The 12,982-nt window shown below is 66.7% G+C and carries 10 protein-coding genes; 9 read left to right on the forward strand and 1 reads right to left on the reverse strand.

Annotated features, from left to right (window positions below; translation table 11 throughout):
• Window positions 1-53 precede the first annotated feature (53 nt).
• Genes paoA through paoC form a run of 3 tightly spaced genes read left to right on the forward strand, consistent with a single transcriptional unit; the run spans window position 54 to window position 3,853 of the window.
• On the forward strand, window positions 54-695 hold the full coding sequence (gene paoA / locus V6M50_RS12490; protein WP_332818894.1) for an aldehyde dehydrogenase iron-sulfur subunit PaoA: 642 nt from the start codon (window positions 54-56) through the stop codon (window positions 693-695).
• A complete protein-coding gene (locus tag V6M50_RS12495) occupies window positions 692-1,642 on the forward strand; it encodes an FAD binding domain-containing protein (protein ID WP_332818895.1) in 951 nt (316 codons plus the stop codon). The genes paoA and V6M50_RS12495 overlap by 4 nt, the downstream gene beginning before the upstream one ends.
• A gap of 3 nt (window positions 1,643-1,645) precedes the next feature.
• Window positions 1,646-3,853, forward strand: coding sequence for an aldehyde oxidoreductase molybdenum-binding subunit PaoC (gene paoC, locus V6M50_RS12500; RefSeq protein ID WP_332818896.1), 2,208 nt, complete (start codon window positions 1,646-1,648; stop codon window positions 3,851-3,853).
• Window positions 3,854-3,877: 24 nt separating this feature from the next.
• Here paoC and V6M50_RS12505 read toward each other — a convergent pair whose 3' ends face one another.
• Window positions 3,878-4,456, reverse strand: a complete 579-nt coding sequence (locus V6M50_RS12505) for a nucleotidyltransferase family protein (protein WP_332818897.1) — start codon at window positions 4,454-4,456, stop codon at window positions 3,878-3,880.
• Between the two features lie 60 nt (window positions 4,457-4,516).
• Between V6M50_RS12505 and V6M50_RS12510 the strand changes: the two genes are divergently transcribed.
• The 6 genes from V6M50_RS12510 (at window position 4,517) to V6M50_RS12535 (ending at window position 12,914) form a co-directional block, all read left to right on the forward strand.
• Window positions 4,517-5,560 carry an XdhC family protein gene (locus V6M50_RS12510; RefSeq protein ID WP_332818898.1) on the forward strand — a complete coding sequence of 348 codons (1,044 nt, stop codon included), beginning with the start codon at window positions 4,517-4,519 and terminating at the stop codon, window positions 5,558-5,560.
• A gap of 64 nt (window positions 5,561-5,624) precedes the next feature.
• Window positions 5,625-7,847: a chondroitinase-B domain-containing protein gene (locus V6M50_RS12515; protein WP_332818899.1), complete on the forward strand. Its 2,223-nt coding sequence runs from the start codon at window positions 5,625-5,627 to the stop codon at window positions 7,845-7,847.
• A complete protein-coding gene (locus V6M50_RS12520; RefSeq protein WP_332818900.1) occupies window positions 7,844-10,006 on the forward strand; it encodes a heparinase II/III domain-containing protein in 2,163 nt (720 codons plus the stop codon). Before V6M50_RS12515 ends, V6M50_RS12520 begins: the two co-directional genes overlap by 4 nt.
• Complete coding sequence (locus V6M50_RS12525; protein ID WP_332818901.1) at window positions 10,003-11,286, forward strand: MFS transporter; 1,284 nt, start codon at window positions 10,003-10,005, stop codon at window positions 11,284-11,286. The genes V6M50_RS12520 and V6M50_RS12525 overlap by 4 nt, the downstream gene beginning before the upstream one ends.
• 13 nt (window positions 11,287-11,299) lie before the next feature.
• Complete coding sequence (locus V6M50_RS12530) at window positions 11,300-12,052, forward strand: SDR family NAD(P)-dependent oxidoreductase (RefSeq protein WP_332818902.1); 753 nt, start codon at window positions 11,300-11,302, stop codon at window positions 12,050-12,052.
• Between the two features lie 22 nt (window positions 12,053-12,074).
• Window positions 12,075-12,914 carry a rhamnogalacturonan acetylesterase gene (locus tag V6M50_RS12535; RefSeq protein ID WP_332818903.1) on the forward strand — a complete coding sequence of 280 codons (840 nt, stop codon included), beginning with the start codon at window positions 12,075-12,077 and terminating at the stop codon, window positions 12,912-12,914.
• Window positions 12,915-12,982 lie beyond the last annotated feature (68 nt).

Genomic DNA, 12,982 nt, shown 5'->3' on the forward strand with positions numbered 1-12,982 from the left:
GCCCCGCGGGCATCTGCCCGTCGGCAATCAGAATAGAGAATCGGGGACACGCGATGCAGACTCCTGGAGATTTCGACCTGTCGCGGCGCGGCGTGCTCGCCGGCGGCGCCGCATCGATTGCGGCGGTGACAATTGTGCCGACCGAGCCCGCCGCGGCCCGGAGCAAGCCCGCGCCCGCGCCGCCGGCCGCCAAGGTGGCGTTCGAGGTCAACGGCACGCGCCGCGAACTCGAACTCGACACGCGGACCTCGCTGCTCGATGCGCTGCGCGAACATCTGCACCTGACCGGCACCAAGAAGGGCTGCGACCATGGCCAGTGCGGCGCCTGCACGGTCATCGTCGACGGCCGGCGTATCAACAGCTGCCTCAGCCTTGCGGTGATGCACGACGGCGACAAGATCACCACGATCGAGGGACTGGGCACGCCCGACAAGATGCACGCGATGCAGACGGCTTTCGTCGAGCATGACGGCTATCAATGCGGCTATTGCACCCCCGGGCAGATTTGCTCGGCGGTCGCGGTGCTCGACGAAATCAAGGCCGGTATCCCCAGCCATGTTACCGCCGACCTGACCGCGCCACCGCAAGTCACCGCGCTCGAACTGCGCGAGCGGATGAGCGGCAATATCTGCCGCTGCGGCGCCTATTCCAACATCATCGATGCGATTTCGGACGTGGCGGGAGTGAAGGCATGAAAAGCTTTACCTACGAACGTGTCGACACGCCTGCGGCGGCGACCGCCGCCTTCGCGCGCTCGAAGGACGCCCGTTTCATCGCAGGCGGCACCAACCTGCTCGACCTGATGAAGCTGGAGATCGAGACACCGGCGCACCTGATCGACGTCAGCCGCCTCGCGCTCGACAAGATCGAGGCTACGACCGCGGGCGGGCTGCGCATCGGCGCGATGGTTCGCAACACCGATCTGGCATCCGACGAACGCGTACGGCGCGATTATGGCCTGCTGTCGCGCGCGCTGGTCGCGGGCGCGTCGGGCCAGCTGCGCAACAAGGCGACGACCGCGGGAAATTTGCTTCAGCGCACCCGCTGCCCCTATTTTTACGATACCAACCAGCCGTGCAACAAGCGCCAGCCGGGTAGCGGGTGCGCCGCAATCGGCGGTTTCAGCCGCCTGCACGCCGTGATCGGCGCGAGCGAGGCGTGCATTGCCACCCACCCCAGCGACATGGCGGTCGCGATGCGCGCGCTCGACGCGACGATCGAAACCGTCGATGCGGCGGGCAAGGAGCGCACGATCGCCATCGCCGACTTCTACCGCGCGCCGGGCAAGACTCCGCATCTCGAGACCGCGCTCGCGCCGGGCGAGCTGGTCACCGCGGTCACGCTGCCCAAGCCGGTGGGCGGGACGCATGTCTATCACAAGGTCCGCGATCGGGCCTCCTATGCCTTTGCGCTGATCGCGGTCGGCGCGATCGTCCAGCGCGACGGGTCGGGCCGCGTCGCGCTCGGTGGAGTCGGCTATAAGCCATGGCGCGTCGAGGCCGCCGAGGCCGAGTTGCCGCGCGGCGCCAAGGCGGTCACCGCCAAGCTGCTGGCCGGCGCGAAGCCAAGCCATGAAAATGCCTATAAGCTGCCACTGGTCGAGCGCACGCTCGCCGGCGTGCTGGCGCAAGCGAGGGGCTGAGCCATGAAGTTCGAAACGCCCGCCACCACCAACCCGATCGACCAGCTGAAGATCATCGGCAAACCCACCAACCGCATCGACGGTCCGCTCAAGACGACGGGCACCGCGCCCTATGCCTACGAACGGCACGATGTCGCGGCGAACCAGGCCTATGGCTATATCGTCGGGTCGGCGATCGCCAAGGGGCGGATCGCGTCGATGAATCTCGACGAGGCGCGCGCCGCGCCGGGCGTCATCGCGATCGTCACCGCCGACACTGCCGGCAAGCTCGCCAAGGGCGATTTCAATACCGCCAAGCTGCTCGGCGGCCCCGCGGTCGATCATTATCATCAGGCGATCGCGCTCGTCGTCGCCGAAAGCTTTGAACAGGCGCGTGCCGCCGCGTCGCTCGTCCGCGTCGAATATGCGCGCGGCAAGGGAAAGTTCGAGCTTGCCGCGGCGCTGGACACCGCGATCACTCCGCCGACGGTCTTCGGTACGGTTGCCGATACCAGTGTCGGCGATTTCGCCGCGGCCTTCGCTGCCGCGCCGGTGCAACTCGACGCGCGATATACGACGCCCGACCATACCCATGCGATGATGGAACCCCATGCGTCGATCGCCGCGTGGGCAGGCGACAAGCTGACCCTGTGGACCTCGAACCAGATGATCGCCTGGTCGGTCGGCGACATGGCCAAGACGCTCGGCATTCCGAAGGAAAATATCCGCCTCGACTCGCCCTATATCGGCGGCGGCTTTGGCGGGAAATTGTTCAACCGCGCCGACGCGCTGCTTGCCGCGCTCGGCGCCAAAGCCGCGGGCCGGCCGGTCAAGGTCGCGCTGCCCCGCCCGTTCATGACCAACAACACGACGCACCGGCCAGCCACGATCCAGCGCATCCGCCTCGGCGCGACCGCCGACGGCAAGATCACCGCGATCGGCCATGAAAGCTGGTCGGGCGACCTGCCCGGCGGCGGACCCGAGGTTGCGGTGGCGCAGACGCGCCTGCTGTACGCGGGCGCGAACCGCATGACCGCGATGCGCCTTGCCGTGCTCGACCTGCCCGAAGGCAATGCGATGCGCGCGCCCGGCGAGGCGCCGGGGTTGATGGCGCTCGAGATCGCGATGGACGAGATGGCCGAAAAACTGGGCCTCGACCCGATCGAATTTCGCGTCATCAACGACACGCAGGTCGACCCCGAAAAACCCAGCCGGCCCTTCTCACAGCGTCGCCTCAACGAATGCCTGCAAACCGGCGCCGCCAAATTCGGCTGGAGCAAGCGCAATGCAAAGGCGGGACAAACGCGCGACGGGCGCTGGCTGGTCGGCATGGGCGTTGCCGCCGCGTTCCGGAACAATCTCAACGCCACGTCGGCGGCGCGTGTCCGGCTCGATAAATCGGGCGTCGTGACGGTCGAAACCGACATGACCGACATCGGCACCGGCAGCTATACGATCATCGCGCAGACTGCGGCCGAAATGATGGGTGTGCCGCTCGACAAGGTCGTCGTGAAGCTGGGTGATTCGGCCTTCCCCGTTTCGGCCGGATCGGGCGGGCAATGGGGAGCGAACAGTTCGACCGCCGGCGTCTACGCCGCGTGCGCGAAACTGCGCGAGGCTGTGGCACAAAAGCTTGGCTTCAACGCCGCCGATACCGTTTTCGCGGGCGGCAAGGTCAAATCGGGCCGGCGCAGCGTGGTGCTCGGCGAGGCCGCCAGCGACGGCGAACTCGTCGCCGAAGACATGATGGAATATGGCGACCTCGCCGAAAAATATCAGCAATCGACCTTTGGTGCGCATTTCGTCGAGGTTGGCGTCCATGCCGCGACCGGCGAAATCCGTGTCCGGCGCATGCTGGCGGTGTGCGCGGCCGGGCGCATCCTCAATCCCAAGGCGGCGCGCAGCCAGGTGATCGGCGCGATGACGATGGGCGCGGGCGCGGCGTTGATGGAGGAGCTCGCGGTCGACAAGCGGTTCGGCTTTTTCGTCAACCACGACCTCGCGGGCTATGAAGTGCCGGTCCACGCCGACATCCCGCACCAGGATGTGATCTTCCTCGACGAGACCGATCCGACGACGTCGCCGATGAAGGCAAAAGGTGTCGGTGAACTTGGCATTTGCGGCGTCGCCGCTGCGGTCGCCAATGCAGTCTATAACGCGACGGGGGTGCGCGTGCGCAACTATCCCGTCACGCTCGACAAGCTGATCGACAAGCTGCCGGACATCGCATGACCGCGGCGGGATATTGCGGCGGGTTCAGTATCGGCGAAAATCTTCGGGCTGGTCGATGTCGGCCAGTTCGCCGGCATCGGCGGCAACAAGCGCGGCGCCGGTGAGCAAGCCCCTGCCCCCACGATCGCCCCGAGCGGCCTGCAGGCGATCGAACAGCGATCGGCCAAACAGCACGGGCGGCATCGCCGCTTCGCCATTGGTCGACGCCACCGCCGGCGCATCCGAAGGATCGAACCGCGACAGCAGGCTCTGCAGGTGGCCGATGCTGACGAAGGGCATGTCGGCCAGGCAGACCAGCGCCGCCGCCTCAAGACCGCAGGCCGCCGCCGCGATGCCATATGACAGCGATTGCGACAGCCCCCGGTCGGTGTGGGGATTTGCCACGATCTCGAAACCCAGCCCTGCCAGCTGCCGCGCAAGCGTGCCGTCGGCTTCGCGGCAAACCGCGATCCGGCGCCGCGGCGCCAGTTCGACGATCCGCCGCGCCGCGTGCAGCGCCAGCGGTTCGCCGCCGAGCGGAGCGAGCAGCTTGTCGTCGGTGCCGAACCGCAACGACTGCCCCGCGGCGAGCAGGATGGCAGCGGTGTCCCCGGCATCGATCATCGCGGCTCTTCTCCTCGTCGGTCGCCGTCATGCGAGCGCCAGCCACAGCGCAAAACGGGCATGATAGCAACCGCACCTTCCGACATTTTGCGTTTCGCGCTCGACCGGAGCGACGAAGGGCTGGCGACGGTGCTCGTGACCCTCACCGGCATTCACGGCACGTCGCCCCGCGCACTCGGCGCCCAGATGGCGGTCGCGGCGGACGGCCGTTACGCGGGATCCTTCTCGGGCGGCTGCATCGAGGCGGCCGTCGTAGCCGAGGCGATCGGCACTCTCGCCGATGGCCGGGCAAAGCTCGTCCGGTTCGGCGCGGGGTCGCCCTATCTCGACATTCGCCTGCCCTGTGGCGGCGGGATCGACCTGCTTTTCAACGCGCATCCGGACCGTTCTGCGATTGCGCACGCCTTGTCCCGCCTCGACCGGCGCGCGTCGGCGGCGCTGCATTTATCGATGGACGGCGTGCAACCCGCCGACGCCACCGGGGAGGTATCGCCAATCGGCTGGAAGCAGGATCGATTCCTGCTTCGCCTGGCGCCGTCGCTTCGCATCGTCGCGATCGGGCAAGGCGAGGAGCTGACCGCACTGGCGCGCCTCGCGCACGCCTTCGGCGCCGACGTCCACGCGCTTTCGCCCGACCGGGAGAGGCTCGACGACCTTGCGCGACAGGGCATCGACACGACCGAACTGGCAACGCGCACCGCTTTGCCGCCAACGCTCTCGGACCCGTGGACGGCGATCCTCTTCCTCTTTCACGATCGCGATTGGGAGGAGCATCTGTTGCCCGCGGCGCTCAAACTTCCGGGCTTCTATTTCGGTGCAGTGGGAAGCCAGCGCACACAGGAAATCCGGCTCGAGGCGTTGCGCGCTGCCGGGATCCCCGACCAACTCTGCCAATTGCTGCGAACCTCGGTCGGCCTTATTCCCGCGACGCGCGACCCCGCGACACTCGCGCTTTCGGCCTTGTCGCAGATTGTACAAGAATATCACCGCATCGGCGACGCCAGCCGGGCTGCGCAAGAAGATGGCACGGACCCTCTTCATGGCGATGGTCCCGCGAATGATCGCGAGCGCCCAAATTGGTTTGGAGCATCGTCAACCAAATAGGGTTGAAATCGTCATACCACTTATGTAGACCAATGTTCGATAAGACAACATTGGGAGGACGGATATGATGCTGCTGCGGGCCGCTTTGACGGTAGCGATCGGCATTTCGGCGGCGCAGCCCGGCCTCGCGCGCGACATAAAAGTCACCGATCAACTGCAGTTCAAGGCGGCGGTGAAGGCGGCACAGCCCGGCGACTCGATCGTCCTTGGCGACGGCGAATGGCGCGACTTCCAGATCGTCTTCACCGGAACCGGCACCGCCGACAAGCCGATCACCCTCACCGCACAGACCAAGGGCAAGGTTTTGCTGACCGGCCAGTCGAACCTCCGCCTCGGCGGCCGCCACCTCATCGTATCGGGGCTCGTCTTCAAGGGCGGCGCCAGCCCCACCGATCAGGTCATCAGTTTCCGCCGCGATTCGAAAACGCTCGCGCACGACAGCCGCGTTACCGAGGTGGTGATCGACGGCTACAGCAAGCCCGACCGCCGCGCCGAGGACATCTGGGTCGCGCTCTACGGCACCGGCAATCGCGTCGACCATTCGCATTTCGAGGGCAAGACCAACAGCGGCGTCACCCTCGCGGTCATCCGCCGCGCGGGCGATCCGCTCGATAACCGCCACCGCATCGATCATGTTTATTTCGGCCCGCGCCCGCCACTGGGCTCGAACGGCGGCGAAACGATCCGCATCGGAACCAGCGAGGAATCGCTCTCGAACAGCCACACGATCGTCGAACGCAACATCTTCGACCGCACCAGCGGCGAGGTCGAGATCGTCTCGGTCAAGTCGGGCGGCAATATCGTGCGCGAGAATCTGGTCCTCTCGTCGCAGGGCGCCTTCGTGCTCCGCCACGGCAACGGCAATCTCGTCGAGCGCAACATCTTCTTTGGCAAACATGTCCCCGACAGCGGCGGCGTACGCGTCATCAACCGCGATCAGACCGTCCGCTTCAACTATTTCGAGGGGCTGGCGGGCAAGGATTTGAAGAGCGCGATCAGCGTGATGAGCGGCGTCCCGAACTCGGTCATCAACCGCTATCATCAGGTTGCGAACGCCCTGATCGAGCGCAATTCGATCATCGACAGCGCGCGCATCACCTTCGCCGCGGGCGCCGATGCCGAACGCTCGGCGCCGCCGATCGACAGCAAGTTCGAACGCAACCTGGTCCGCGGCGCGGACGGCGCCGACCCTTTCCACGCCGACGGCGAGATCGCGGGAATCGCGCTCGCGGGCAATGTCGAGGTGAAAGTCGCGAAACCGCTGCTGACCAGCGGCGTCGAACAGCGCGCGATCAAGCTCGAGCGCGCGGCCAACGGCCTGCTCTACCCCACCGACCCCGCGCTCACCGACGTCGGCGCGCCGCGCGATCTGGTGCCGGTGAAGCGCGAGGAGGTCGGCGCGTCCTGGTATCGCTCGCCGGCACCCGAAGCCGCGTTCGGCACCGGGCGCACGCTGTCGCTGCAGCCCGATGCGTCGCTTGCCGAGGCGGTCGGCAACGCGCAGGCCGGCGACATCCTCAGCCTCGCGCCGGGCGCCTATGACGTTGCCGCGCCGCTTGTCCTGCGTCACTGGCTGACCATCGCGGGCAAGAAGGGCGCCGCGCCGGTGCTCCGCCTGACCGGCGGTGGGCTGGCACGGATCGATGGCGGCGGCGGACTGCGGCTCGAAAATGTCGAGATCGATGCGCGCACGCTCACCGCCGATGCGGCGCTGATCGCGGTGGGCGCCGGTGCCGCGCCCAATTACGGCATCGCGCTGAATGGCATTGCGGTGCGCGGTCCCGGCAAGGCGGCGCGGCTCGACGGCATCGTCATCGCGCCCGGCACCTTCGCCGACGCGATCGAGATCGAGGGCAGCCGCTTTTCCGATATGGGCGTTGTCGTCGCCGGTGCGGGCGAGCAGGACGCAAAGGGCTGGTATCCGGTCGAACGGCTGACCATCGCGGGCAGCCGGTTCGACCGCGTCGCGATGGTCGCCGACCTGCTGCGCAAAGGGACCGACGAAAGCACCTTCGGCCCGTGGTTCGCGATGAGCGGATCGAATGTTGCCGACAGCGGCGAAAACGGCGCGTCGTTACGCTTGTCGGGCGTTCAGCATGCCGCGATTTCGGGCAATGATTTCACCCGCTCGGCGCCGGTCGTCGTGATCCATTCGGTCGGCACCCCCGACACGCGGATCGCCGGCAATCGTTTCGTCGCCACCCTCGCGCCGCGGATCGAGGAACTCGCCTATAAGGGTCCGCAGCGCGCGGTGCTCGCGGGCAATGCCGTGGAGGCCCGCCCGTGACCCGCACGCTCGCCCTGCTGCTCGCCGCGGCCACGCTTCCCGCTGTCCCGGTGGTCGCCCAGCCGGCACCCGCCGCGTCCGCGCAAACCTACGCGCCGCTCTTCGCCGCCGAAGTCGACCGCGCCAAGCGCGATGTCGACGCCTCGATCCGCGCGGGCGTCAATGTGCCGGTACCCAAGGATCCCGGCGGCGGCTTTACCCACGAGCAGCATAAGCGCAATTATCGTACGATCTTCGAGGGCGGGCAGCTCTACCGGCTGACCGGCGAGCGCCGCTATCTCGACCATGTTCGCGATCTGCTGCTGGCCTACGCCGATCTTTATCCCGGCCTTGGGCCGCATCCGGCCGCCGCCAACCAGGTACCGGGCCGCCTGTTCTGGCAAAGCCTCAACGACAGCGTTTTCCTCGTCAACGCGGTGCAGGGCTATGGCGCGATCCGCGACGCGCTCGCCCCCGCCGACCGCAAGCGCATCGATGACAATGTGATCCGCCCGATGGCGCGCTTCCTGTCGGACGGATCGCCCGAGGTAATCGGCCGTATCCACAATCATGCGACCTGGGCCTGCGCCGGGGTCGGGCTCGCGGGTTATCTGCTCGGCGACCGCGACCTCGTCGACAAGGCACTGAAAGGCCTCGACAAGAGCGGCAAGACGGGCTTCCTGCGCCAGCTCGACCTGCTCTTCTCGCCCGACGGCTATTATGCCGAAGGCCCCTATTATCAACGCTATGCGCTGCAACCCTTCGTCGTCTTCGCCGCCGCGATCGATGCCAACGAGCCCGAGCGCAGGATCTTCGAGTACCGCGACGGCATTGTGCTGAAAGCGGTGCGGACCGCGATCGACGTGACGCACGACGGCTTTTTCCTGCCGCTCAACGACGCGATGCGCGACAAGAGCCTGCGCACCGAGGAACTCTATCACGCCGTCGCCATCGCCTATGGCGCGACGAAGGATCCGGCTTTCCTGTCGATCGCCGGCTGGCAAGGCCACACCGTGCTCACACCTGCGGGCGAAACGGTCGCCACCGAACTTGCGGCGGGTAAGCAAAAACCTTGGCCCTTCGCCTCACGCCTCCTCGGCGACGGCCCCGACGGCAAGCAGGGCGCGCTCGTTCTGCTCCGCAGCAAGGCCGACGCCAGCGGACCGCTGCTCGTGGCAAAGAACAGCGTGCAGGGCATGGGGCACGGCCATTTCGATCGGCTGAATTGGCTCTATTATGACGAAACCGGCGCCGTCGTGACCGACTATGGCGCGGCGCGTTTCCTGAATGTCGAGGCGAAGCGCGGCGGGCGCTATCTTCCCGAAAACGACAGCTGGGCGAGCGCGACAGTCGCGCACAACACGCTCGTCGTCGACGAACAAAGCCATTTCGCGGGCGACTGGAAAGCCGGCGAAAAGGTGCCGACGCGGCAGCTTGCGGCGGCGCTCGACGGCCCGACGCGCTATTCGATCGCCGAAATCGCGGGCGCGTACAAGGACGTGACCTTCCGCCGCGCGCTGCTGATGCTCGAGGTCGACGGCCTCGCCAATCCGCTCATTCTCGATATCCTCCGTGGAACTGGCGGCGGCAGGCATCGCTATGACCTGCCGCTGCATTTTTCGGGGCATATCATCGACAGCGACATCGCGTTCGACCGCAAGCTCGCCGAGCGGCCGGTACTCGGCAAGGCGAACGGCTACCAGCATCTGTGGGTCGACGGCGAAGGGACAAAGGCAGGCAAGGCGCGGCTGACGTGGATGCAGGGCAGCCGTTTCTACAGCTATCATATGGCGCCGCCCGCGGGCACGCGCTTCATCGTGACCGAAAGCGGCGCGAACGATCCCGAATTCAACCTGCGCCGCGAACCCGCGCTGATCCAGCGCGTCGATGGCGCCGCCGATGCCACCTTCGTCAGCCTGCTCGAACCGCATGGCGAATATGACGCGTCGGCCGAAACCACCGTCGCGAGCAGCGCGCGCGTCACCGCGCTCGAGCATCGCCGCGAGGGCGATGCCGCGCTTGTGCTCATCACCCTGATCGACGGGAGCCGCATCGCGGTCGTCGTCGCCGACGATGTCGCGGCGGCCGCGAAACATAGCGTGACGGTCGACGGCCGCGCGCTCGCATGGACCGGCCCCGTCGGTCGCTTCGACCTCGCCAGAACCGGAGCGAAGAAATGAACAATATCAAGGGTCGCTTCCGCTGGTGCGTCATCGGCCTGATCGGCCTTGCCACCGTGATCAACTATATCGACCGCAACGCGCTCGCCGTGATGTGGCCCGAAGTGTCGAAGGACATCGGCGCGACCAAGGAAGATTATGCGCTGCTGGTGACGATCTTCATGATCTTCTACGCCTTCGGCCAGTCGCTGTTCGGGCGCGTGTTCGACGCGATCGGCACGCGCTTGGGCTTCACCATTTCGATTGTCGTGTGGTCGCTGTCGATCGCGGCGCATTCGCTCGTGCGCTCGCTGCCCTTGCTCGGGGTGCTGCGCGCGACGCTCGGAATCAGCGAGGCGGGCAACTGGCCCGGCGCGGCCAAGGCCAACGCGCTGTGGTTCCCCTCGCGCGAACGTGCACTGGCGCAGGGCATTTTCAACGCCGGCGCGTCCTTGGGCGGCATCATCTCGGCGCCGCTCGTCGCCCTGCTTTTCGTCTACTTCGGCTGGCGCGGGACCTTCCTCGTCGTGGGCATCTTGGGCTTCCTCTGGCTCGTCCCGTGGCTCTGGTTCTACAAGGCCGATCCCGAGACGCATCCCCGGCTCAGCGAGGAAGAGCGCGACTATATCCTGACCGGCCGCACCGAGGCGGGCCGCGACGAGGGGCGCCGCATCCAGCTCGGCGAGCTGCTGCGCTATCGCCAGAGCTGGGGCGTCATCCTGTCGCGCTTCTTCCTCGACCCCGTCTGGTGGCTCTTCGTATCGTGGCTGCCGATCTACCTGGCCGAAACCTTCGGCTTCGACGTCAAGCAGATCGGGCTGTTCGCCTGGGTGCCTTTCGTAGGCGCGATGCTCGGCAGCCTGTTCGGCGGCTGGCTGTCGGGGCGGATCATCACCGCGGGCGGCGGGGTGCACAAGGCGCGCACGCTGACGATCGCAATCGGCTGCGCGATCATGCTACCCGCGCTCCTCTTCACCATCGGCGCCAGCGAGCCGCTGACCGCAGTGCTGCTGATCGCGTGCATCCTCTTCGGCTTCCAGATGGCGATCGGCAATATCCAGACATTGCCGAGCGACTATTTCGGCGGCGGCGCGGTCGGCAGCCTCGCGGGGATCAGCGGCACCGCCGCGGTCGCGGGCACGCTGATCACGACGTGGCTCGTGCCCGTGCTCACCAAGACAAGCTACGCACCGATCTTTGCATTGAGCGCGGCGATCGTGCCGATCTCCTTCCTCTGTTTCTGGCTGATCGGCGGACGCGTCGAACCCGTCGTCACCCAACCCCGCAACACCCAAGAATAAGGAAACAAACCACATGTCTCTCCAAGGGAAAACCGCGCTTGTCACCGGCGGCGGCCGCGACATCGGCCGATCGGTCTCGATCGCCCTCGCCCGCGCCGGCGTGCGCGTCGCGATCAATTACAACAGCGGGCACGAAGCCGCCGAAGACACGCTGAAAACCATCAAGGACGCGGGCGGCGACGCCTTTCTGATCCAGGCCGACGTCACCGACAGCAACGCCGTGAAGGCGATGCTCGACGAGGTCGGCATTGCGTTCAGCGGCCGGCTCGACATCCTCGTCAACCTTGCCGGCGGCATGATCGCGCGCAAGACGCTGAGCGAGATGGACGAGGCCTTCTTCGACCAGGTCATGACGCTCAACCTGAAATCGGTCTTCCTCGTCCTGCAGGCGGCGCAGCCCTTCCTTGGCGAAGGATCGGCGGTGGTGAATGTGTCGTCGCTCGCCGGCCGCGACGGCGGCGGCCCCGGCGCTTCGGTCTATGCGACCGCGAAGGGCGCGCTGATGACCTACACCCGTTCGATGGCCAAGGAACTGGGGCCGCAGGGCATCCGCGTCAACGCCGTGTGCCCCGGCCTGATCGGCACCAGCTTCCACGATATTTTCTCGAAGCCCGAAGGACGCGCGGCGACCGCGGGCAACACCCCGCTGCGCCGCGAAGGCCATCCCGACGAGGTCGCCGAAACGATCGTCTACCTGGCCTCCCCCGCCGCGAGCTTCCTCGCCGGGGTGTGCCTCGACGTGAACGGCGGGTTGTTCTTTTCCTGACGACCAAGAAGCGGAGATCGATATGCGTTGGATTGTCGCAGGGATCATGGCGGCGGCGCTCGCCGGCGGAGCGCAGGCACAGGAGCGCGAGCGCAGCGATGCGCCGCCGCTCTCGCCATACAAGATCATCCTTGTCGGCGATTCGACGATGGCGCCGCACAGCGGCTGGGGCGGCGCCTTTTGCGCGAAGCATGTCAAATCGTCGGTCGCGTGCCTGAACGTCGGCCGCGGCGGCCGCAGCACGCGCAGCTATCGCCAGGAAGGATCGTGGGACATCGCGCTCGCCGAAGCAGCGGTCAAAGGATACGGCGCGACCTATGTCCTCATCCAGTTCGCGCATAACGACCAGTCGAGCAAGTCCGAACGCTGGACCGACGAGACGACCGAATTCCCTGCGAACCTCAAGCGTTTCGTCGAAGAGGTGCGCGCGGCGGGTGCGACGCCGGTGCTCGTCACCCCGCTGACGCGGCGCGAGTTCAAGGACGGCAAGCTCAGGAACACGCTGGCAAGCTGGTCCGACCAGGTGCGCGGCGTCGCCAAGGCGACGGGCGTCCCGCTTGTCGATCTCAACGCGCTGAGCGCGGCGCAGACGCAGGAGATGGGCGCCGAAATGGCAACCAAGCTCGCGCAGGAACCGCCGACCGCCGAAGAGCTTGCCGCCGCGAAGGCGGGGACGACACTGACCCCGCGCCCCGCGCCGCCCGAGCCTAAGCCGATCGAAGGCACCGGCGCGCGCGGACAGGTAACGCGCAAGTTCGACTACACCCATTTGGGCGACATCGGCGCCGAAATCGTAGCGCGGCAGGTCGCACAGGCGCTCGCGCAGGCCGTGCCGGGGCTGCGGAGCCAGCTCGTTCGCTGACGCCTGCTTTGGACTGCAAATTGGTAAGGCCAGTTCGGTTTACACAATGGTTGACAATACTGCCGAAA

It is taken from the genome of Sphingopyxis sp. (assembly GCF_036675685.1).
Taxonomy (GTDB): domain Bacteria; phylum Pseudomonadota; class Alphaproteobacteria; order Sphingomonadales; family Sphingomonadaceae; genus Sphingopyxis.

Coding starts and splice junctions, on each gene's coding strand:
- paoA (WP_332818894.1), top strand. CDS start 54: ATGCAGACTCCTGGAGATTTCGACCTGTCGCGGCGCGGCGTGCTCGCC.
- V6M50_RS12495 (WP_332818895.1), top strand. CDS start 692: ATGAAAAGCTTTACCTACGAACGTGTCGACACGCCTGCGGCGGCGACC.
- paoC (WP_332818896.1), top strand. CDS start 1,646: ATGAAGTTCGAAACGCCCGCCACCACCAACCCGATCGACCAGCTGAAG.
- V6M50_RS12505 (WP_332818897.1), bottom strand. CDS start 4,456: ATGATCGATGCCGGGGACACCGCTGCCATCCTGCTCGCCGCGGGGCAG.
- V6M50_RS12510 (WP_332818898.1), top strand. CDS start 4,517: ATGATAGCAACCGCACCTTCCGACATTTTGCGTTTCGCGCTCGACCGG.
- V6M50_RS12515 (WP_332818899.1), top strand. CDS start 5,625: ATGATGCTGCTGCGGGCCGCTTTGACGGTAGCGATCGGCATTTCGGCG.
- V6M50_RS12525 (WP_332818901.1), top strand. CDS start 10,003: ATGAACAATATCAAGGGTCGCTTCCGCTGGTGCGTCATCGGCCTGATC.
- V6M50_RS12530 (WP_332818902.1), top strand. CDS start 11,300: ATGTCTCTCCAAGGGAAAACCGCGCTTGTCACCGGCGGCGGCCGCGAC.
- V6M50_RS12535 (WP_332818903.1), top strand. CDS start 12,075: ATGCGTTGGATTGTCGCAGGGATCATGGCGGCGGCGCTCGCCGGCGGA.